Here is a 20,737-nt window from a genome sequence, read left to right as displayed (position 1 = left end):
TTCGCCGGTGTTCGCGGGACAAGCCCGCTCCTACACGTATCTCATCAGCCCTGGCGTCAAGGCATACCCAACCACTCCGGCAGCGCCAGCGAGATGAATGGCACATAGGTCACCAGCACCAGGAACAGCAGCAGGATCGACAGCCACGGCAGCGCGGCGCGAATCGTCTGCCCCAGCGTCAGCCCGGTCACCGCCGAGGTGACGAACAGGTTCAGCCCCACTGGCGGGTGCACCAGGCCGATCTCCATGTTCACCACCATCACGATGCCCAGGTGAATCGGGTCGATGCCCAGCTTCATGGCAATCGGGAAGAAGATCGGCGCCAGGATCAGGATGATCGCCGACGGCTCCATGAAGCTGCCGGCCACCAGCAGCACGATGTTGACCATGATCAGGAAACCGATCGGGGTCAGGCCCTCGGACATCACCCACTGGGTGATCTGCTGGGGGATCTGCTCGGTGGTCAGCACATGGGCGAAGAGCATGGCGTTGGCGATGATGAACAGCAGCATGATGGTCAGCCGGCCCGACTCCAGCAGCACTTTCGGGCAGTCACGCAGGCGCATGTCCTTGTACACGAACAGCGCGATGAACGCCGAGTAAACCGCCGCCACTGCCGCCGCTTCGGTGGGGGTGAACATGCCGCTGTAGATGCCGCCGAGGATGATCACCAGCAGCAACAGACCCCAGAACGCGCGCCGGGCGGTGCTCAGCCATTCAGTGAAGCTGGCCCGTGGCTGTGCCGGCAGTTTCTTGATGCGGGCGACGATGTAGATCGTCACCATCAGCGCTACACCGAGCAGGATGCCCGGCACCACGCCGGCCATGAACAGCTTGCCGACCGAGGTCTCGGTGGCCGCCGAGTACACCACCATGACGATCGACGGCGGGATCAGGATGCCCAGGGTGCCGGCGTTGCAGATGATCCCTGCGCCGAATTCGCGTGGGTAGCCAGAGCGCACCATGCCGGCCACGGCAATCGAACCGACGGCGGCCACGGTGGCCGGCGACGAACCCGACAGTGCGGCGAACAGCATGCACGCCAGCACCGCGGCTATCGCCAGGCCACCACGGATATGGCCGACACAGGCGTTGGCGAAGTCGATCAGGCGCTGGGCCACGCCACCGGTGGTCATGAACGCGCCCGACAGCAGGAAGAAGGGGATGGCCAGGAAGGTGTAGCTGTCGGAGGTCTCGAACAACTTGATCGCCAGCGAGCTGAGCGAGTCCTGGCTGAACAGCAGGATCGACAGCGCCCCCGACAGGCCCAGGGAGATGGCGATGGGCACGCCGAGGAACATGAACACGAACAGCAGCAGGAACAGGCAGATAACCGTCATCAGTGGTGCTCCTCACCGGGGTTGGCCAGCTTGCTGGCTTCGGCGGCCTCGTCGGCCAGGCCCAGGCCGTACTGGCGGTGGGTGAACAGGCGGTAGAGGATTTCCAGGTAGCGGATGATCACCAGGGCGAAACCGAACGGTACGATCAGCGCGATATGGCCGACCTTGATGCCGTAGCGGTCGAGGTCCTCTGCACCGATGCCGGCCACCAGCACCGCGCTGACCCACTTGATGCTGGCTACCAGGAACAGCCCGGCATAGGCCAGGCAGCAGGCGCAGGCAATCATCGCCAGCACCCGTTGCACCGGCTTGGGCGTGCGTCGCACCAGCACATCGACGCCGAGGTGGCCGGCGGTGCGCACGCCATAAGAGATACCGAAAAAGATCAGCCAGCCGAACAGCGCCTTGGTCAGGGCGATGCTCCAGGTCATTTCCTGGGCGTAGGCCATCAAGTGATCGCCGATGCTCAGCAGGGCGTCACTGGCGAAAGCCCAGTGATCACTGAGCGTGTAGAACATCGTGTAGAGGTTGTTCAGCGCCACGTAGAGAAAGGTCACCAAGGTCATGGCCGCCAGGAGAAAGGCGATCATGCCTTCCTCGAAGTGCTCCCAGACACGCCTGAGCGATTGCATAGGAATTCTCCAGACAGAGAGAGGGCAGGCCACCCGTGGAGCGGGTGGCCGGGGCAGGGCGCAAGAAGGGTCAGGAGGCCTTGTTGGCGTCGTCGGCGGCCTTGATCAGGTCGGCGCCGATCTGGTCGGAGAACTTCTCCCACACCGGACGCATGGCTTCACGCCATTGCTCGCGCTGCTCGGCGGTCAGCGAGTCGATCTCGCTGGTCTTGGCGTCGATGATCTTCTGCCTGGAGGTCTGGTTGAGGGCTTCGGCCTGCTTGTTCACCTCGACGGTGACCTCGTCCATGATCTTCTGCAATTCGCCGCGCACGTCTTCGGGGAGGCCGTTCCAGAACTTGGCGTTGGTGATCACCATGTAGTCGATCAGGCCGTGGTTGGTCTCGGTGAAGAAGGGTTGCACCTCGTTGACCTTCTGGCTCTCATAGTTCGACCAGGTGTTCTCGGTGCCGTTGACGGTGCCGGTCTGCAGGCCCTGGTAGACCTCGGCGAAGCTCATCTTGCGTGGGTTGGCGCGGATCGCTTTGAACTGCTCTTCAAGCACGCTGGAGGCCTGCACGCGGTACTTCAGGCCGCGGGCGTCCTTGGGCAGGATCACCTTCTTGTTCGCTGACAGTTGCTTGAGGCCGTTGTGCCAGTAGGCCAGGCCACGGATGCCCTTGTCTTCCATCGAGGTCAGCAGCGCCTTGCCTTGCGGGCCTTGCTGGAAGCGGTCGACGGCGGCCAGGTCGTTGAACAGGAACGGCAGGTCGAAGATTTGCACCTGTTTGTTGTAGTGCTCGAACTTGGCCAGCGAGGGTGCCAGCATCTGCACGTCGCCGAGCAGCAGGGCTTCCATTTCCTTACCGTCGCCGAACAGCGAGGAGTTGGGGTAGACCTCGACCTTGACCTTGTCCTTGAGTTGCGGGTCGGCGGCGACCAGCTTCTGGAACATCAGCGCGCCCTGGCCCTTGGGCGTGCTGTCGGCCACCACGTGGGCGAACTTGATGACGATTGGATCGGCGGCCTGGGTCAGGCCGGCCATGGACACTGCGGCGGCGCATAGCAGCGCCTGGGTCAGCTTCAACATCGGTGTCACCTCTGATTTATTGTTGTAGGAGGAGTGGAGTAAAGATGGACCAACGGGCTGCGTGTGGAGAATTAGCATTTGTATAAGGCGGCGTTCGGCTGAGGTGAACGCGGTCCTCCTGTACGGCCTCTTCACGGGACAAGCCGGCTCCTACAAGGGGTCACCTCATTCCTGTAGGAGCGGGCTTGTCCCGCGAAGAGGCCGGTATGTTCAGCCGAGACTCCCAGCCACCAACCGCTGCGCCCGCAACAGCACCGGGGCATCGACCATCTGCCCCTCCAGCTGGAAGGCCCCGGCACCGTTGGCTGCTTCACTCGCCGCCAGCACTCGCCGCGCCCATGCCAGCGCTTCGGCACTCGGCGCCAGCGCTGCATGGATCACCGCCACCTGCTGCGGATGAATGCACAACGCCCCGCCATACCCCATGTCATAGGCATGCCGCACGGCCCGCTGCAGCCCCTCGGCATCGGCGATGGCCGGGAACACCCCATCCAGCGGCGGCAGCAGGTCGGCCCCCCGTGAATGTAGCTGCACCGCCATGCGCGCCTGGTCGAGAAACTGCCGGGCCGCCTCGCTCTCGGTGTTCAAGCCCAGGTCCAGCGCCAGGTCGAGGCTGCCGAACGACAAGCGCTCGACACCTTCTGCCGCAGCAATCTGTGCCAGTGCCAGCAAGCCCTTGGCACTCTCGATGATTGGCCACACGGGCTTGCCGCCGTGGAAGGCCACCGCGACCTGAGTGGCGTTCTCCACCTTGGGTAACAGCAGCCCGGCGACCCCCGGCTGCTGTGCGCAGAAGGCCAGGTCGGTGGCGTGTTGCGGATGCTGTGGCGCGTTGACCCGCACCCATACCGAGGCCTGCGGCGTGGCCTGCAGAAACGCGGCCAGGTTGTCGCGGGCCTGCTGCTTCAGCGCCTCCTCGACGGCATCCTCGAAGTCGACGATCACCACATCGGCACCTGCCGCCAGAGCCTTGGCGAAACGTTCAGGCCGGCTGCCAGGCACGAACAGGGCGGAGCGCACCACGCTCATACAACGCCTCCTGCGGCCAGGCTGGCGCGCTGTTCGGCGCTCAAGCCCAGTTCAGCGAGGATGCCCGCAGTGTGCTGCCCCAGCGCCGGTACGGCGTCCATGCGTGGGGTGAAGGCGGCATTGCGCCCCGGAGGCAGCAGCGACGGCAACTTGCCGGCCGGGCTATCGACTTCACGCCAGCTGTCGCGGGCCTGCAGCTGCGGGTGCTGCCACACGCCGTGCATGTCGTTGACCCGGGCGTTGGCGATCTGGGCGTCATCCAGGCGCGCCACCACCTCGTCGAGCGACAGGGCGGCGAAACGCTCGACGATGATCTGGCGCAGCACCTCGCGGTTTTCCGAGCGCTTGAAGTTGGCGCTGAAGCGGTCGTCGCTGGCCAACGCCGGGTCGAGCAGTACCTTTTCGCAGAACAGTGCCCATTCCCGTTCGTTCTGCAGGCCGAGCATGATCGTGCCGCCACCGCCGGTGGGGAACGGCCCGTACGGGTAGATGGTCGAGTGCGAGGCGCCCGCGCGCGGTGGGGGCGGCGCGCCGTCGTAGGCGTAGTACATCGGGTAGCCCATCCACTCCACCAGGCTTTCCAGCATCGACACGTCGATGCGGCTGCCCAGGCCGGTCTTGTCGCGCAGCAGCAGCGCCGACAGCACGCCGGTATAGGCATACATGCCAGCGGCGATGTCGGCGATCGAACAGCCGGCCTTGGCCATTTCCTCGTCGCCAGGGCCGCCGGTCACCGAGAGGAAGCCGCCCTCGCTCTGGATCAGCAGGTCGTAGGCCTTCTTCTTTTCATACGGGCCGCCTGCGCCGTAGCCGGAAATGTCGCAGACGATCAGGCGCGGAAAGCGCTGGTGCAAGGCGTCGAACGACAGGCCCATGCGTGCGGCGGCGCCGGGTGCAAGGTTTTGCACGAGCACGTCGGCCTTGGCCAGCAGGGCGTCGAGGATGCCGTCGGCGGCCTGCTGCTTGAGGTCGAGGGTGAGGCTTTCCTTGGAGCGGTTGGTCCACACGAAGTGCGAGGCCAGGCCGTCGACGCGCTGGTCGTAGCCACGGGCGAAGTCGCCGCTGCCGGGCCGTTCGACCTTGATCACGCGGGCGCCCAGGTCGGCCAGCTGGCGGGTGCAGAAGGGCGCGGCGATGGCATGTTCCAGGCTGACGACGGTGATGCCGTCCAGCGGGCGGGGTGCAGTTTGGGTCATGGGGTCACCTGTTCGTCATCAGTGCAGTGCGGCCAGCGATTGCGTATCGCGCAGTTGCCAGACCTGCTCGATCAGGGCCTGGCCCTGGGCCGGGCTGCGGGCACCGGAATAGGCCAGCAGGCGCTGGAACTTGGCTTCCAGCTCCGGGCGCGAAAGGGTGTTGCCGGGGTCGCCCTTGGGTTCGTCGATGGCGGCGCTGAAGTGACGGCCATCGTGGCAGGAGACTTCGACCCGGCCCAGCCAGCGGGCGGGGTAAGCGGCATCCACTTCGGGGTCCAGCTGCATTTCCACCTTTTCACGGAAGCTGGCAACCCGTGGGTCGGTCAGCGCCAGGTCGCGGAATTCAATGAGCTGCGCACTGCCATGCACGGCGATCAGGCCGAGCACGGTGCCCATGGAGAACTTGGCCTGGTGCACGGTGGTTGGCGTGGTGACCCGCCCGAGCACATCGATGGCGCCCTGGTGCACGCGGGTAACCACCTTGGCGATCTGCTCATGCTTCAGGCCTTCGCGTTGCATCAGCTGCAACAGCGCATCGGCGGCGGGATGGGTATGGCGGCACGAGGCGTGGAACTTGAACGAGGTTTCCGCCAGCGCCCAGCGGCTGCCCAGGCGGTCGCTCAGGCGTGCTGGGTCGGCGTCGCTGGACATGCCGGCGGCCAGGCCCTGGTCCCCTTCGAGGATGTTGCGCGCGCCGCTCAGGCCATCGGCGGTCAGGTAGGCGGCGAGCAGGCCATCGGCGGCGGCCTTGGCGGTGTGCAGCTGCTTGGAGTCGGCAGCATCGCGCAGGAACTCCCAAAGCCCGGCGGCCTGGGTGCCGGCGCTGCCGAGCAGGTTGATGAACTGGTCCTTGTCGAAGGCCAGCAGCTTGCCCACTCCCACGGCAGCGGCCAGGGTGCCGACGGTAGCGGTGGTGTGGAAGATGCGGTAATGCGAACGGCCGAGGAACTCACCGATACGGATGCCTGCCTCATAGCCGGCGACGCTGGCCAGCAGCAGGTCCTGGCCGGACTTGCCGAGGTCCTGGGCCGCTGCCAGCACGGCGGAGAACACCACCGTGGCCGGGTGCAGCACCGAGCTGTTGTGCAGGTCGTCCTGCTCGACCAGGTGCGAAGCGGCGCCGTTGACCAGCGCGGCGAAGTAGGGCGATGAGCTGCGCCCGCTGGTCAGCACGCGGGCGTTGCCTTGGGCGGGGCCCATGCGTTCGGCATAGCGTTCGAACAGCGGGATCGGGTGCGCGCCCTGGCTGGCCAGGGTCGAGCCGAGCCAGTCGAGGAACAGGTCTTCGGTGCGGTCGAGCACATGGCCAGGAATCTGTGCGTATTGCAGGTCGGCGAGGAAGCCTGCCAGGGCTTGGGTAGCTTGCATGCTCAGGCCCTCAGAAGCTGCGTGGCAGTTCGAGCAGGTGCTCGGCCACGTAGGACAGGATCAGGTTGGTGGAGATCGGCGCCACCTGGTACAGGCGGGTTTCGCGGAACTTGCGCTCGACGTCGTATTCGCAGGCGAAGCCGAAGCCGCCGTGGGTCTGCAGGCAGGCATTGGCCGCCTCCCACGAGGCCTTGGCCGCCAGGTACTTGGCCATGTTGGCGCTGGCCCCGGCGTTCTGCCCGCTGTCGTACTCGGCGCAGGCGCGCCAGCGCATCAGGTCGGCGGCCTCGATCTCGATATGGGCTTCGGCGATGGGGAACTGCACGCCCTGGTTCTGCCCGATCGGGCGGCCGAACACCACGCGGTCACGGGCGTAGGCGCTGGCCTTTTCGACGAACCAGCGGCCATCACCGATGCACTCGGCGGCGATCAGCGTGCGCTCGGCATTGAGGCCGTCGAGGATGTAGCGAAAGCCCTTGCCTTCCTCGCCGATCAGGCTGCTGGCCGGCAACTCGAGGTTGTCGAAGAACAGCTCGTTGGTCTCGTGGTTGACCATGTTGGCGATGGGCTGCACGCTCAGGCCGCTGCCGATGGCTTCACGCAGGTCGACCAGGAAGATCGACATGCCTTCGGATTTCTTCTTCACCTCCGGCAAGGGGGTAGTGCGTGCCAGCAGGATCATCAGGTCCGAGTGCTGGATGCGCGAGATCCACACCTTCTGGCCATTGATCACATACTTGTCGCCCTGGCGCACGGCGGTGGTCTTGATCTTGGTGGTGTCGGTGCCGGTGGTGGGCTCAGTCACGCCCATCGACTGCAGGCGCAGTTCGCCGCTGGCCAGCTTGGGCAGGTAATGGCGCTTCTGTTCCTCGCTGCCGTGGCGCAGCAGGGTGAACATGTTGTACATCTGCCCGTGCACGGTGCCGGAGTTGCCACCGCAGGCGTTCACCTCTTCGAGGATAACCGAGGCCTCGGCCAGGCCCAGGCCCGAGCCGCCGTATTCTTCGGGGATCATCGCCGACAGCCAGCCAGCATCGGTCATGGCCTTGACGAAGGCTTCCGGGAAGCCCTTTTCTTCATCGATCTTGCGCCAGTAGCTGGCGTCGAACTCGGCGCACAAGGCGCGCACGCCTTCGCGGATGGCGTTGAGGTCATCGCTGTCGTAAGAATGCATTGGGGTATTCCCTGTCTGGTATCAGTCGAAAAGCACGTCGGCGCTCTGCGCCACGCCAGCGGCATTGCCGGCCCACAGCTGGGCCTGGCCTGGTGCGCTGATGCGCCCGGCCACTTCGAACGGAGTCGGCACGGTCAGCGGGCGTACGCCGCGGTAGGCGAAATGGCGCACGTGCTTGTCGGGGTTGGCGCGGATGAATGCGCGCAGGTTCAAGGTGGCAATCATCGGTCCGTGCACGACCAGGCCGGCGTAGCCCTCGGTTTCGCTGACGTAGGGGAAGTCGTAGTGGATGCGATGGCCGTTGAAGGTCACGGCGGAGTAGCGGAACAGCAGCGTCGACGTCGGCGTGACCGCCTCGCTCCAGTCGGCCGGCGCGTCGGCCGGGGCGCTGTCGAGCTTGGGCGGGTTGGGCTCGCGGTAGACGATGTCCTGCTCTTCGCGCACGCACAGCTGGCCGTGTTGCGAGTAGTCGTGACGCACGGTGACGAACAGCAGGGCGCCGGTGCGGCCGTGCTTTTCCTCGATGTGCTGGATGGTCGACAGGCGATGGGCTTCGGCGCCGACCTTGAGCGGGGCGATGAACTCGACCCGGCCCCCGGCCCACATGCGGTTACGGTTGTCGGCCGGGGGCAGGAAGCCGCCACGTGCCGGGTGGCCGTCCGTGCCCAGTTGCGACTCGGCCACCGGCTCCTGGAAGAAGCACCACATCCACAGCGGTGGCAGGGGTTGGTCGGCGGCAGGAGCGGTTTCGCCGAAGGTGGCGGCGATGCGCTTGATCAGGTTGCGGCTGAGCTCATCGACGGCCTCTTCCGTGCGGCCGATCCAGGCGCTGTAGTCGATGGGCGGGTGGGAAGCAGTCATAACCATGGGCCTCTGCATTTGTTGTTATGGGCCGATCATGCGAGGTGCCCGGCATTCTGTGAATTTGCATTTGTGTAAGGCAGCGTTCATGTATGCTGAACGCCATCGCCACGACCGGACCTCCCCATGCATTTCGACCTGGCAGACCTGCGGCTTTTCATCCATATCGGCGAATCGCCGAGCCTGACCCAGGGTGCGCGCCGGGCGTTCCTTTCGCCGGCCGCCGCCAGTGCGCGGATCAAGGCGCTGGAAGCCCAGCTCGACACGCGCCTGCTGTACCGCGATAGCCGTGGCGTCGAGTTGACCCCAGCGGGGCATAAACTGCTCATGCATGCCCGGCTGATCATGCGCCAGGTCGACTACCTGAAAGCCGAGTTCACCCAGTTCGGCACCGACCTGGCCGGGCATATTCGCATCTTCGCCAACACCACTGCCGTCACCGAGTTCCTGCCTGAAGTGCTGGCCGGCTTCATGGCCAAGCGCCCCGGGGTGACCGTCGACCTGCAGGAGCGCCTGTCGCGGGACATCGTGCGCGGCGTGCTCGATGGCAGCAGCGACATGGGCATCATCGCAGGGCCGGTGGAGGCCAGCGGCTTGCAGGTGATGCACTTCAGCACCGACCGCCTGGTGCTGATCGTGCCGGCCGGCCATGAGCTGGCAGGGCGCAAGACGGTGACCTTGAAACAGACCTTGGACTTCCAGCATATCGGCCTGCACGACGGCAGCACCTTGCTGAGCTTCCTGCGGGACCATGTCGAGCGCATGGGCCTGAACCTGTCGCTGCGTATCCAGCTGTCGAGTTTCGAAGCCATCTGCCGGCTGGTGGAGGCGGGGGTGGGCATCGGCATCATCCCCGAGTCGGCAGCGCTGCGGCACAGCCAGACCATGGAACTGGTGACCATCAGCCTGGATGAGCCGTGGGCGGTGCGTGAGCGGAGCATCCTGGTGCGGGAACTGGATGCGTTACCGGGGACGGTGCGGGCGTTGATTGCGACGTTGATGCCAGAAGCTTGATGTCAGCGGTGCTAGCCGCTTCTTGCTCTTGCTCTTGCTCTGCTTTTGCTTTGGCTTATAAGCGCGCGATAGTTCAAGGCGACGCAGAGTGCGACTTCAGGAGGCCGAACGCAGGTCTTGCGGAGGGAGGTGACGGGCATGGATGCCCGTCAAGCGCTGGGCCCCAGGATGGGGCCTGCAGCGCGGTCCTCCCCGGAGCAAGGCCGGATGATGGGAGCGGGCGGCGTTTGCTGAAAAGCAGAGCAAAAGCAGAGTACTTACTGGTGGAATCAGTCGCCGCTGACGAGCTGATAGGCCAGCTGGTTATGGCGTTCCAGTACGCGGGGCAGGTCGATGGTGATGATGCGGCCATCCTGCACCACCACGCGGCCATTGATCACGCTGGTATCGACGTGGGTCGGGGTGCAGAACACCAGGGCCGCCAGTGGGTCATGCAAGGCTCCGGCATAGGCCACGTGGCCCAGGTCAAAGGCGACGAAGTCGGCGATCATGCCTGGCGCCAGGGCACCAATGTCGCTGCGGTTGAGCACCTTGGCGCCGCCCAGGGTGGCGATTTCCAGAGCTTCGCGGGCGGTCATCGCGTCCGGGCCAAAGCCCACGCGCTGCAGCAGCAAGGCTTGGCGCACCTCGCCGATCATGCTGGCGCCGTCGTTGGAGGCCGAGCCGTCGACACCCAGGCCCACCGGTACGCCGTGGTCGCGCATCTTGCGGATCGGCGCGATACCCGAGGCCAGGCGCATGTTCGAGCAGGGGCAGTGGGCGACGCCGGTGCCGGTGCGGGCGAACAGCTCGATGCCGTGCTGGTCGAGCTGCACGCAGTGGGCGTGCCACACGTCGTGGCCGACCCAGCCGAGGTCTTCGGCGTACTCGGCCGGGGTCATGCCGAACTTCTCGCGGCTGTAGGCGATGTCGTTGACGTTCTCGGCCAAGTGGGTATGCAGCGACACCCCGTAGTTGCGCGCCAGCACAGCGGCTTCGCGCATCAGGTCGCGGCTGACCGAGAACGGCGAGCAGGGCGCCACCACCACGCGCAGCATCGAACCATGGCTGGCGTCGTGGTAGTCCTCGATCAGGCGCTGCGACTCCTTGAGGATGTCGCTTTCCTTCTCCACGACCGAATCGGGCGGCAGGCCACCCTGGCTGCGGCCCACGCTCATGCTGCCGCGAGCGGCATGGAAGCGCATGCCAATCTCGCCGGCAGCATGGATGCTGTCGTCGAGCTTGCAGCCGTTGGGGTAGATGTACAGGTGGTCGCTGGAAGTGGTGCAGCCCGACAGGATCAGCTCGGCCATGGCCGTCTGGGTCGAGACCGAGATCATTTCCGGGGTCAGCCGTGCCCAGATCGGGTACAGGTTGGTCAGCCAGTTGAACAGCTCACCGTCCTGGGCCGCCGGGACTACGCGGGTGAGGCTCTGGTACATGTGGTGATGGGTGTTGACCAGGCCCGGGATGACCACCTTTCCGGCCATGTCCAGGACCACGTCGGCGTGCTGCGGCAGCGTATCGCTGGGGCCGACCTGCTTGATCACATTGTCTTCGATGTACAGGCCGCCGCCTCTGATCTCGCGGCGTTCGCCGTCCATGGTGACCAACAGTGCGGCGTTCTTGACCAGGAGGGTCTTGGGGGAGTGTTGCAGGGAAGCTTGCATGGCTCATGCCTGGCGCAATACGCAGCGACGTTGGTCGGTGTCGTAGGCGCACAGGCATGCATGTAAGCAAAGTTTGAAATTTTTGTATACAGAAAAATGCCGGGGCCCGCAGGCCCCGGTTGGCTTCAACCCGCCTGCACGGGCGCCTTGCTGGTGCCTTTGCGCAGGCCCATGACACCCCAGGCGAGGCCCAGCACGGCCGCGATCACCGAGCCGGACAGCACGCCGAGCTTGGCTGCGCCCAGCGAGGCCGGGTCGCTGTAGGCCAGGTTGGCAATGAAGATCGACATGGTGAAGCCGATGCCGGCCAGCAGGCCGATCAGGGTGATGCCGCGCCAGTTGACCTGGGCCGGCAGGCTGCACCAGCCCAGGCGCACCATCAGCCAGCTGACGCCGATGATGCCCAGCGGCTTGCCGGCCACCAGCGCCACGGCCACCGCCATCATCACCCAGTGCGGCGCCTCGGCGGACAGGTCGATGCCGGACAGGCCCACACCGGCGTTGGCCAGGGCGAACAGCGGCATGATCGCGTACGCCACCCAAGGGTGCAGGGCGCCGCCCACACGGGTCACCGGTGGTACCAGTTCACGCTGGGCCAGACGCAGGCGCTTGAGCGGGGTGCTCAGGTCGCCGGAGTCCTGCTCGGGGGCCTTGGCGCGGCCGAGCAGGTCGTTGGTGAAGCGCGAGACCGCATCCAGCGGGCGCTCGCCCATCGGCATGGCGGCAACCGGGGTCATCAGGCCGAGGATCACGCCGGCCAGGGTTGGGTGGGCACCGGTCATCAGCATGCCGAGCCAGGTGATGGCGCCGGGGATGACATAGGCCCAGGCCGAACCGACGCCTATCTTCTGCAGCCCGACCACCAGCAGCAGGCCGATGGCAGCCACGCCGAAGCCGCTGTAGTCGAGGCCACCGGAATAGAAGATGGCGATGATCAGCACGGCGATGATGTCATCGATGATCGCCAGTGCCAGCAGGAACACGCGGATGTTGGACGGGATCGACTTGCCCAGCAGAGCCAGCACGCCGACCGCGAAGGCAATGTCTGTAGCGGTCGGCACGGCCCAGCCTTGCTGCTCGGCCGGCGCATGGCCGAAGGCCAGGTAGATCAATGCGGGGACGGCGACGCCGCCCACCGCAGCGGCCATGGGCAGCGTGGCCTGGCGCAGGCTGGATAGGGCACCTTCGTGGATTTCGCGACGAATCTCCATGCCCACCACCAGGAAGAAGATGGTCATCAGGCCATCGTTGATCCAGAAGTGCAGGGACTGGGAGAAGCTCAGCGAACCGATGCCGAAGCTGATCGGCGTGTGCCAAAGGGCGTCGTAGCTGGCAGCGGCCGGGGAGTTGGCCCAGATCAGGGCAGCGACGGCGGTGATCAGCAGGACGATGCCGCTGACCGCTTCGATGTGCAGGAATCGCTCGAAATTGGCGAAGGCGCGTTGGGCCAGCAGCTGGGCACGCGTCAATTTGGTTTTTTGCATAGGCGCAAGAACTCCCGCTGGCGGCCCGACCGGCGTTGTTCGATTAACCTGCTTCACTGCACTTTGCAGCTAGCACCCGGGGGGAAGTCTACCGGGTGGTGGCGCTTAGGCCAAGTCGGCGGCGTTGAAATCGGCAATATCGCTGTGCCACTATCGGCCCACCTTGCTGGTCGTGCATGGCACTCGCCCGGCATCATCGTTCTGGCTGTTTACACTGTTGAAATCCCCACTCAGAGGGTGCATGGAATGGAGCAGCCAGCCGTGAGCAATGGCGGACGCGGGGCCCCTCTGCAACTGCTGGTGGCGATGGCCATCATGCTCGGCATGCTGCTGCTCGGCGCCGGCCTGGCCTGGCAGGGCTACCGCGGTATCAGCCAGGCGCTGGTGGCCGCCGCAGGCGATGCCGCGCAACAAGTCGGCAAGACCATCGACGAACGGGCGCGTCGCCTGGTCGATCCTGCACAGAGCAGCATCCGCCTGCTGGCCTTCAACCCGGCCGCAAGCAACCTCTCGCAGCGCCTGGAGCGCTTGGCACAGCTGGTCGAAAGCCTGAATGCCAACAAGATGCTCAGCGCCGCCTACATTGGTTACCCCAACGGCGAGTTCCTGCTAGTGCGCCGCTTGCGCGACCCGCAGTTGCTGGAGCGCTTTGCTGCGCCAGCGGGCACGCGCTTTCTGGTGCAGAGCGTCAGCCTGGGCGAGGGTGGGGCGATGTCGGGGGAATGGCGTTTCTATGACCAGGCCCTGAGCCTGCTCAAGACCCAGGCCATGGCGGACTATCACTACGATCCACGCACGCGGCCCTGGTTCGCTGATGCCTCCGTGCAAGCTGGTACCGTACTGACTCACCCCTACGTGTTTTTCACCACCCGCGAGATCGGCATGACCATGGCCCAGCGCAGCGTCGACGGCGCGGCGGTGCTCGGCATGGATGTCTCGGTCAACGACCTGGCCAGTGAAACCCGCGACCTGCGCATGACCCCGGGCACCGAAATCGCCGTGGTCGACGACCAGGGTAATGTGGTGGCGTACCCGGACCTGCAGCGGGCCATCGTGCACGAAGGTGAGTCGGTGCGTTTGTCACGTGTTGCTGAACTGGGTATCCCCAGCTTGCAGCAGCTCTACAGCCATCTGCCCCAAGGCACCCGACCAGAGGCCTATGAGGTGGATGGCGCAACCTGGTACGGCATGCGCGTGCAGCTGACCAATCTCGCCGGGCAGGACCTGCAAGTGCTGATCGCGGTGCCTGCGCAGGAGCTGCTGGCAAGCGCAGGCCAGGTGTTGTTCAGGCAGATGCTGTGGACGGCCATGCTGATGGCCGTGCTGCTTCTGCTTGGCGGGTTGCTCGGCCAGCGCATCGGCCGCCCGCTGCATCAATTGGCCGAGCAGGTACGTGGACTGGCCGACTTCGATTTCAGTCGCGAAGTTGGGGTGGCATCGCGGGTGTCCGAGGTGAAAGAGCTGAGCCGGGTGTTGAGCCGCATGTCCGGCACCATCCGCAGTTTCCAGGCGATGACCCTGATACTCAGCCGCGAGACTCAACTGGAGCGCATGCTCGATGGCGTGCTGACGCATCTGGTGGAGGCTGCCGGGGTCAGCGCAGGCGTGGTATACCTGTTCGAGGAAGACCGTGCCCGCCTGCGCCTGGCTGCTGCGTGCCGAGGCGATGGCTACCCCGAGGCGCTGGCGGTCGGCGAGGGCGATCATCGCGACCTGGCTGAGGCAGTTACCCAGGGCCTGGCACTGGGCGGGCGCAGTCTTGCGGTGGAGCTCAAAGACCGTGGTCACGACCTGCTCGGCATTCTCGTCCTGGCATTGAAGGGCGAGAATGCTGAAGTAGGCGAGCCGTTCCGCCGCTTCGTCGAAGAATTGTCCGGTGCCGCCGCCGTGGCCATCGAGACGCGCCAGCTGGTCGAAGCCCAGAAGCGCCTGCTGGAGTCGATGATCAAGCTGCTGGCTGATGCCATCGATGCCAAGAGCCCTTATACCGGGGGCCACTGCGAGCGCGTGCCGCAGTTGGCGCAGATGCTGCTGGACAAGGCCGTGCAGGCCGACAGTGGCCCGTATGCCGATTTCAGCATGACCGAGGCCGAGCGCTACGAATTCCACATTGCCGCCTGGCTGCACGATTGTGGCAAGGTCACCAGCCCTGAATACGTGGTGGACAAGGCGACCAAGCTGGAGACCCTGTACAACCGCATTCATGAAGTCCGCATGCGTTTCGAAGTGCTCTGGCGCGATGGCGAGCTGGCCTATTGGCAGGGCCTGGCAGCGGGGCAGGACAAATCGGTGCTGCAACGCTGGCTGGAGCAGTACCGTGGCGAGCTGCAGGATGAGTTCGCCTTCGTCGCCAAGGCCAATATCGGCGGCGAGTTCATGCAGGATGAGGACGTACAGCGCTTGCAGCGCATCGGTCAGCGCCGCTGGCTGCGCTATTTCGACAACCGCCTGGGCATTTCCCGCGATGAGGAGCAGCGCCATGCCGGTGCGGCACCAGCGCCCTTGCCGGTGGCTGAGCCGCTGCTGGCCGACCGCCCGGACCACCAGCTACCCTGGGGCCCGCGCAAGCCGCCGGTGGCCAAGGACGACCCGCGTAACATCTGGGGCTTCGACATGCGCCTGCCGGCCAATGCCAGCAACCACGGCGAGCTGTACAACCTGGCAATCCGCCGTGGCACGTTGAACGACGAAGAGCGCTTCAAGATCAACGAACACATCGTGCAGACCCTCATCATGCTCAGGTCGCTGCCATTCCCGCGTCAGATGCGGCGGGTGCCGGACATTGCCGGCAACCACCACGAGCGGATGGACGGCGGCGGCTATCCGCGGCGATTGGGCAGGGACGACCTGAGCATCGCCGAGCGGGTGATGGCCATTGCCGATATCTTCGAGGCGCTGACCGCCGCCGACCGTCCGTACAAGGCGGCGAAGAGCTTGTCCGAGTCGGTGAAGATCCTGGTGTTCATGGCCCGCGACCAGCACATCGACGGGCATCTGCTGCGGTTGTTCCTCAGCAGCGGGGTGTACCTGGAGTACGCCCGGCGCTTCCTGCGCAGCGAGCAGATCGATGAGGTGGATGTGGCGTATTGGCTGGCCCAGCTGGAGGAGCAGCCCGAGCGGACCTAGCGCACTTTCCGGACCTTGCCCGTACACACGATGCCTTGTACGAACGCCACCATCTGCTCCCGCCCCCAGTGCGCTTGCCCGCGTGAGCCGCCCCTGGCTGGGTTCAGGCCGCATACAGCACGATGGCCGCCAGTTCGATTGCACATAACATGGTGACGCCAAGGGCAAGCAGCAGGTGTTCGGTGACACCGGACACCACGCCCTCGTCGTGCAGGCCGCGCACCAGGTGGTGATAACGCCGCCTCAGGCGCAGCCAGGTGGCGCCGGCCAGCAGCAGGCAAAGTGCCGCGGGTAGCGCCGCAAACCAATGGTGATGGGGCACCCAGCGCAAGTACATGCAACAGCAGACGACCAGCGCCAGGATGGTCCGCCGCCATGCCAGCAAGGTGCGCTCCGGCTGCAAGCCGTCATCGGCGTGGGCCAGTTGCGGGTCAGGCATGGAAGAACACTGCATAGGCAAAGAACACCATCACCAGCGACACGCCAATCGACAGCGCCGGGGCTATCAGCGGGAACGGCAGCGGGCGCTTCTGGCGCATGGCCCGTTCCACATTGAGCCAGCGCACGAAGGCCGGCAGGCTCAGCAGCAGGGCCAGGCTGATCAACGCCACCGCCAGCAGGCGGCGGGTGCCGGGGCTGAAGATCTCGGCGGTAAACATGTCCACGGCGATGCCGCTGGCCAGCAGCGCCAGCGCGGTCCTGATCCAGGCCAGGAAGGTGCGTTCGTTGGCCAGGGTGAAGCGCGGGTCCGGTTCCTGGCCGTCGGCGAGGAGTTTGCTGGCCAGCCAGCCGCGTGAGGGCTCGGTGTTCTTGTTCAAGGGCAGTCGTCCTCCTCGGATAAGGTCGGTGGGCACGTGTCAGCCTCAGTTTGAGTGGCAAACCCTGGCAATGTCCATGGTTCGCCAGCCGCTGGCGCTATTCGTACTCGGTTACGCCGCTGATATGCCGCCCGGCGACATAGCCAAAGGTCAGCGCTGGCCCAAGGTTGATGCCGCCGGACGGGTACCAGCCGCCGAACACGCTGGCCATGTCGGTGCCGGCCGCGTACAGGCCGCTGATCGGCTGGCCTTCGTCGTTCAGCACGCGGGCGTGGCCGTCGGTGCGCAGGCCGGCGAAGGTGCCGAAGCAGCCGGGCTGTACCTTCACCGCATAGAACGGCCCTTGCTCGATGGGCGCCACGCAGGGGTTCGGCCCCTTGTGCAGCGGGTCGCCCTGCTTGCGGTTGAATGGTGTCGAGCCACGGCCGAAGGCCGGGTCCTGGCCTTGGCGTGCATGCTGGTTGAATTCAGCGACCGTGGCGCTCAGGCCGGCGGGGTCGATGCCGCAAGCCTGGGCCAGTTGTTCCAAGGTGGCGCCGCGTTTCAGGTAGCCGCTGCGCAGGTGTGGTCCTACCGGCAGGGGCGCCGGACGCGCATGGCCAAGGCCGAAGCGGCGCAGGAAGCGGTGGTCGCAGATCAGCCAGGAACAGACTTCCTCGCCCTGCGGCACGGCGGCGACCATGGCGGACACATAGTCGTAATAGCCGTGCGCCTCATTGACGAAGCGCTTGCCGTTGGCAAGCACGCCGATGATGCCCGGCTTGCCGCGCTCGATGATGTGCGGGAAGTGGCCGACGCTGCCGTCGCGGTGCGGCACCTTGGACACTGGCGCCCAGGCCACCGGCGACTGCAGGTCAGCGGCCACCACGCCTCCGGCTGATTCGCCCAGGCGCAGGCCGTCCCCGGAGCAGGATGGCGGGGGCAGGGCGAGGTTGTCGTGGCCGCTGGCATCGCGCGGGAACAGTTGCTGGCGCCGTGCTGGGTCATTGGGGAAGCCGCCTGCGGCCAGCACCACGGCCTTGGCGCGAATCGCCCGTTCGCCTTGCGCGGTTGCCACCATAGCCCCCAGCACCTTGCCGTCTTCCACCAGCAGGCCCTTGGCCGCGGTCGACTCGATCATCTGCACGCCCAGGTCATCCGCCGACTTCGCCAGCCGTGCCACCAGCGCCACCCCATTGACCAGGTGCATCGCCCGGCCATGGCGGGCCAGGTGGTAGAGGTGGCGTGTGAAGCGTTTGCACACGTGCAGCAAGGCGCGCGGCGAGCGGGTCATGTTGAGGAAGGCGGCCAGGTCGGCACCGGCCATGATCGGCATGCCGATGAACGAGGTCTCGCGCATCGTCTTGCGCAGGCGCGGCAGCAGTGCGCCGAGCTGGCGGGCATCGTAGGGCGCGGCAATCACCTGGTGGCCACCGAGGGCGGCGCCGGGCGTGTCGCCGTGCATGTCGGGGATGGCGTTGCCGTCGGCGAATTGCAGGGCCGTGTGCTGCTCGAAAAAGGCGACCATGTGCGGGCAGGCTTCAAGGAAGGCATCGACACGCTCGGCGTTGTAATGGCTGCCCAGTTCGTTGCGCAGGTAGGTGCGCGGCTGGTCGATGTCCTCGACGATACCGGCGCGCCGTGCCAGCGGATTGCGTGGCACCCAGGCCCAGCCGCCGGACCAGGCGGTGGCGCCGCCAAGTACCGGGTCTTTCTCGACCAGGATGACCTTCTGCCCGTGCCAGGCAGCCGTGACCGCCGCTGCCAGGCCGGCTGCGCCGGAGCCGATGACCAGTACGTCGCAGTCGCTTGGGAAGGGTTCGGCGGGCATTGCGGTTTCTCCTGCATTATTATTGGAACATGATTCCATAATATTCATTTCTAGCGGATGGCACTGCAAGGCCGACGGCTAATTTCCGGGCGATAACCGGACACTTCAATGCCAGCAGGCTGCGGTTGCTATCGACGGCATGGAATCATCTTCTAGAATTCGGCAAATTTTCAGGGATACGTGTCATGGCTGGTAGTCAGATCGAACGCGCCTTCAGTCTTGTAGAAAGCCTCACCGGCGAGCCGCACGGCTTGCCGCTGCAAACCCTGGCCGAGCGCCTGGACATTCCCAAGAGCGCCGCCCATCGCATGCTCACCGAACTGGTGCGTCTGGGTTACGTGCGACAGAACCGCGACAACAGCCGTTATCAGCTGTCGGCCAAGCTGGTGGCGATGGGCTTTCGTTACCTGTCCAGCAGCGGTGCCGACATCATCCAGCCGATCCTCGACCGCCTGGCTCAGGACAGCGGGGAGCTGGTGCGGCTCGGCGTGATCGAAGGCCACCGCCAGACCTGGATCGCCAAGTCCCAGGGCGCCCGTTCCGGGTTGCGCTATGACCCGGACATGGGGCGTGACGCACCGTTGTTCTACACCGCCTCTGGGCATGCCTGGCTGGCCAGCCTGAGCGACGACGAAGCACTGCAGATGGTGTTGCGCCAGGGCATTGCCGACCCGGCCCAGTTCGGCCCCAATGCGCCCCGTTCGACCGATGAGCTGCTGGCCTACCTGCACCGCGCCCGTGAGCGCGGCTATGCCTGGGTCGAGCAGACGTCGGCCATCGGCACGTCAGCCCTGGCCGCCGTGGTGCGGCGCCCGCAGAGCGACGAGGTGATCGGCGTGCTCAGCGTTGCCGGGCCCAGCGCCCGCCTGGCGCACTCCCGCCTGGCCGAGCTGGCGCCGCTGCTGCTGGCGGCGGCAGAAGAGCTGTCGGCCGCCAGCCGGGCCAGCGAATTGTTCGCATGATGGGCATTTCTGGTCGGTAATCGCACAGTCTGTGGGGTAGGGCGTTCTGAAAAGCTGAACTTGGTTCTACATTGTGCAGTGTCGATTGTGGGACACGGTTTCATAATCGGTACCACGATAACGACAAGAGGACAGTGCGTTGAACTCACCCCTACGAATCGCCCTGATCGGTGCCGGCATCATGGGCCGCCAGCATCACCAGCACCTGCGCCGGCTGCCCCAAGCCCAGCTGTGCGCTGTGGCAGACCCCGGCCCACAGGCCGAAGCGTTTGCCGCCGAATGCGGGGTTGCCTGCTACGCCGATCACCGGCAGATGCTCGAACAGACCCGGCCCGATGCAGTGATCGTCGCCAACCCCAACAACCTGCACGTGGCCACCGCCCTGGATTGCGTCGAGGCCGGTGTGCCGGTGCTGGTTGAAAAGCCGGTGGGCGTGCACCTGGATGAAGTGCGTGCACTGGTCGAGGCCTCACGCCGCCGTGGCGTACCGGTGCTGGTCGGCCATCATCGCCGGCACAACCCGCTGATCGCCAAGGCCCATCAGGTCATCAGCCAAGGCAAGCTGGGCCGGCTGATCAATGTCACTGCACTGTGGCAGCTGCAAAAGCCCGACAGCTACTTCGAGACGCCTTGGCGCCGCGAGCCGGGGGCGGGCTTTCTGCTCACCAACCTGATCCACGACCTCGACCTGCTGCGCCACCTGTGTGGCGAGGTGGTGCAGGTGCAGGCCTTCACCCGCAACGACGTGCGCGGCTTCGCCAACGAAGACAGTGCGGCGGTGCTGCTGCAGTTCGCCAACGGTGCGCTGGGCAGCCTGACCGGTTCCGACGCGGTCGCCGCACCGTGGAGCTGGGAGCTGGATTCCGGCGAAAGCCCAATCTACCCGCGCCAGGATGGGCAGCCCTGCTACCTGCTGGCCGGCACCGAGGGGGCGCTGAGCATTCCGCAGCTCAAGCGCTGGCATTACGCCGAGGCAGGCTCCGGCTGGCACACGCCGTTACTGCAGAGTGAGGAGGCCATCCCTGCAGGCGAGGCGCTGACCTTGCAGTTGCAGCACTTCATCCGCGTGGTCCAGGGCACGGAGGCGCCGTTGATCGATGCCGCCGACGGTGGCCGCACCCTGGCCCTGATCGAAGCGATCCGCCAGGCCGCCGAAACGGGCCGGGCCTGTGCGCCAGAACTGATCGCCTGACTTCTCGTCCTTA

Annotated in this window: 17 protein-coding genes; 4 read left to right on the top strand and 13 right to left on the bottom strand. The window is 65.7% G+C overall.

Annotated features, from left to right (window positions below; genetic code table 11):
- Positions 1-56: 56 nt before the first annotated feature.
- The 8 genes from dctM to ACOKS3_RS17120 all read right to left on the bottom strand — a co-directional run bounded on the left by dctM (position 57) and on the right by ACOKS3_RS17120 (position 8,669).
- The gene (dctM, locus tag ACOKS3_RS17155; protein ID WP_103447860.1) at positions 57-1,340 is read right to left on the bottom strand and encodes a C4-dicarboxylate TRAP transporter large permease protein DctM; all 1,284 of its coding nucleotides are present in this window, start codon (positions 1,338-1,340) and stop codon (positions 57-59) included.
- Positions 1,340-1,972 (bottom strand): TRAP transporter small permease, encoded by a 633-nt coding sequence (locus ACOKS3_RS17150; protein WP_103447859.1) that lies wholly within the window; start codon positions 1,970-1,972, stop codon positions 1,340-1,342. Before ACOKS3_RS17150 ends, dctM begins: the two co-directional genes overlap by 1 nt.
- 70 nt (positions 1,973-2,042) lie before the next feature.
- A complete protein-coding gene (locus ACOKS3_RS17145) occupies positions 2,043-3,041 on the bottom strand; it encodes a TRAP transporter substrate-binding protein (protein ID WP_103447858.1) in 999 nt (332 codons plus the stop codon).
- Positions 3,042-3,251: 210 nt separating this feature from the next.
- Positions 3,252-4,070: an HpcH/HpaI aldolase/citrate lyase family protein gene (locus ACOKS3_RS17140; protein WP_103447857.1), complete on the bottom strand. Its 819-nt coding sequence runs from the start codon at positions 4,068-4,070 to the stop codon at positions 3,252-3,254.
- Positions 4,067-5,266, bottom strand: coding sequence for a CaiB/BaiF CoA transferase family protein (locus ACOKS3_RS17135; RefSeq protein ID WP_422764100.1), 1,200 nt, complete (start codon positions 5,264-5,266; stop codon positions 4,067-4,069). Before ACOKS3_RS17135 ends, ACOKS3_RS17140 begins: the two co-directional genes overlap by 4 nt.
- Before the next feature lie 18 nt (positions 5,267-5,284).
- Positions 5,285-6,634 carry an MmgE/PrpD family protein gene (locus tag ACOKS3_RS17130; RefSeq protein WP_422764099.1) on the bottom strand — a complete coding sequence of 450 codons (1,350 nt, stop codon included), beginning with the start codon at positions 6,632-6,634 and terminating at the stop codon, positions 5,285-5,287.
- Positions 6,635-6,644: 10 nt separating this feature from the next.
- Entirely contained in the window at positions 6,645-7,808 is a 1,164-nt protein-coding gene (locus ACOKS3_RS17125) for an acyl-CoA dehydrogenase family protein (protein ID WP_422764098.1), read from the bottom strand.
- 21 nt (positions 7,809-7,829) lie between these two features.
- Complete coding sequence (locus ACOKS3_RS17120) at positions 7,830-8,669, bottom strand: HTD2 family dehydratase (RefSeq protein WP_422764097.1); 840 nt, start codon at positions 8,667-8,669, stop codon at positions 7,830-7,832.
- 126 nt (positions 8,670-8,795) lie between these two features.
- Between ACOKS3_RS17120 and ACOKS3_RS17115 the strand changes: the two genes are divergently transcribed.
- The gene (locus ACOKS3_RS17115) at positions 8,796-9,683 is read left to right on the top strand and encodes a LysR family transcriptional regulator (protein WP_103447852.1); all 888 of its coding nucleotides are present in this window, start codon (positions 8,796-8,798) and stop codon (positions 9,681-9,683) included.
- 269 nt (positions 9,684-9,952) lie between these two features.
- On the opposite strand, the gene ACOKS3_RS17110 is transcribed toward ACOKS3_RS17115, so the two are convergent.
- Positions 9,953-11,332 (bottom strand): 8-oxoguanine deaminase, encoded by a 1,380-nt coding sequence (locus ACOKS3_RS17110; protein WP_422764096.1) that lies wholly within the window; start codon positions 11,330-11,332, stop codon positions 9,953-9,955.
- A 125-nt stretch (positions 11,333-11,457) separates the two neighbouring features.
- Positions 11,458-12,816, bottom strand: coding sequence for a Na+/H+ antiporter NhaA (gene nhaA / locus ACOKS3_RS17105; protein WP_103447850.1), 1,359 nt, complete (start codon positions 12,814-12,816; stop codon positions 11,458-11,460).
- A 246-nt stretch (positions 12,817-13,062) separates the two neighbouring features.
- Here nhaA and ACOKS3_RS17100 point away from each other — a divergent pair, with 246 nt between their 5' ends.
- On the top strand, positions 13,063-15,942 hold the full coding sequence (locus ACOKS3_RS17100; protein ID WP_422764095.1) for an HD domain-containing phosphohydrolase: 2,880 nt from the start codon (positions 13,063-13,065) through the stop codon (positions 15,940-15,942).
- A gap of 103 nt (positions 15,943-16,045) precedes the next feature.
- On the opposite strand, the gene ACOKS3_RS17095 is transcribed toward ACOKS3_RS17100, so the two are convergent.
- The 3 genes from ACOKS3_RS17095 to ACOKS3_RS17085 all read right to left on the bottom strand — a co-directional run bounded on the left by ACOKS3_RS17095 (position 16,046) and on the right by ACOKS3_RS17085 (position 18,570).
- Complete coding sequence (locus ACOKS3_RS17095; protein WP_103447848.1) at positions 16,046-16,381, bottom strand: DUF202 domain-containing protein; 336 nt, start codon at positions 16,379-16,381, stop codon at positions 16,046-16,048.
- Positions 16,374-16,760: a YidH family protein gene (locus tag ACOKS3_RS17090; protein WP_219811526.1), complete on the bottom strand. Its 387-nt coding sequence runs from the start codon at positions 16,758-16,760 to the stop codon at positions 16,374-16,376. The genes ACOKS3_RS17095 and ACOKS3_RS17090 overlap by 8 nt, the downstream gene beginning before the upstream one ends.
- A gap of 97 nt (positions 16,761-16,857) precedes the next feature.
- Positions 16,858-18,570: an FAD-dependent oxidoreductase gene (locus ACOKS3_RS17085; protein WP_103447847.1), complete on the bottom strand. Its 1,713-nt coding sequence runs from the start codon at positions 18,568-18,570 to the stop codon at positions 16,858-16,860.
- A 185-nt stretch (positions 18,571-18,755) separates the two neighbouring features.
- Here ACOKS3_RS17085 and ACOKS3_RS17080 point away from each other — a divergent pair, with 185 nt between their 5' ends.
- On the top strand, positions 18,756-19,532 hold the full coding sequence (locus tag ACOKS3_RS17080) for an IclR family transcriptional regulator (protein ID WP_103447846.1): 777 nt from the start codon (positions 18,756-18,758) through the stop codon (positions 19,530-19,532).
- A gap of 139 nt (positions 19,533-19,671) precedes the next feature.
- The gene (locus tag ACOKS3_RS17075) at positions 19,672-20,724 is read left to right on the top strand and encodes a Gfo/Idh/MocA family protein (protein ID WP_422764094.1); all 1,053 of its coding nucleotides are present in this window, start codon (positions 19,672-19,674) and stop codon (positions 20,722-20,724) included.
- Positions 20,725-20,737 lie beyond the last annotated feature (13 nt).

The organism is Pseudomonas sp. HS6-2, from assembly GCF_049325675.2.
GTDB classification, from domain to species: domain Bacteria; phylum Pseudomonadota; class Gammaproteobacteria; order Pseudomonadales; family Pseudomonadaceae; genus Aquipseudomonas; species Aquipseudomonas putida_N.
The sequence above is the reverse complement of the archived record's forward strand: the minus strand, read 5'-3'. Positions and strand labels throughout refer to the sequence as shown.